The organism is Mesorhizobium sp. M6A.T.Ce.TU.016.01.1.1, assembly GCF_003997065.1.
Classification (GTDB): Bacteria; Pseudomonadota; Alphaproteobacteria; order Rhizobiales; family Rhizobiaceae; genus Mesorhizobium; species Mesorhizobium mediterraneum.
The window spans coordinates 1-759 of sequence record NZ_RZTJ01000093.1; the positions used below are offsets into that span (position 1 = coordinate 1).

At 58.6% G+C, this 759-nt stretch carries 2 protein-coding genes; both read left to right on the forward strand.

Annotated elements, in window-relative coordinates; all coding sequences use genetic code 11:
- On the forward strand, nucleotides 1–388 hold a 388-nt coding region (locus EOC94_RS35210; protein ID WP_127295874.1), incomplete at its 5' end, for a type I secretion C-terminal target domain-containing protein.
- A gap of 60 nt (nucleotides 389–448) precedes the next feature.
- Nucleotides 449–759 (forward strand): hypothetical protein (locus EOC94_RS33380; RefSeq protein WP_127295876.1); only part of this gene is annotated, 311 nt, incomplete at its 3' end.

Genomic DNA, 759 nt, shown 5'->3' on the forward strand with positions numbered 1-759 from the left:
CAATGATGCGATCAACGGCGGAGCGGGCAATGACACTCTGATCGGCGGCTTCGGCCAGGATACCATGACCGGTGGCACGGGCGCCGATACATTTAAGCTCGACGGTCTCGACATCAAGGATCTCATCGTCGACTACAATGGCGGGCAAGGCGACAAGATAGACCTGACGTCGCTGTTCGACACAGCTCCCGGAGGAGCCAATGTTGGCGATTTCGTGAACTACGATTCGGCGACAGGCACTCTCAGTGTCGATCATGACGGGACCACCGGCGGCGCCAATTTCGTCGACGTGGCGACGCTGTCGAACCTGCCCGCGGCCAACACAATCGCGCTGCTCTATGACGATGGCGCTACCCAGCACACGACGACGGCAAATCTGGTGGGTTAACGCCATAGCGCACAACCACGTGACTATGTTATACGTCGCTAATATCTAGGGGAGCTCAATATGAAACGTTCTGCAAGACTGCTTGTTTCCGCTGCGACGCTGTTGCTGGCAGTCGGGTCGACGGGGTATGCCGCCGACATCATCGACGGTCCGACGGGCGACTATTGCCGTGTCGTCGGCACCTCCAACCTGGTGCTGAACGACAACATCGTCGATCTGAAGCAGGAGGTTGTGAAGTTGATGGACGAGTCGGTTGCCGTCGCCAACAGCTCGGAGTGGATCAACTCGTCGCGGCCCGTCTTCGTCTGGGCGTCGGAGGCCAAGGTCGCTTGCGGCAAGGCCTATGGCTACCTGAAGACGAACTACAAGGA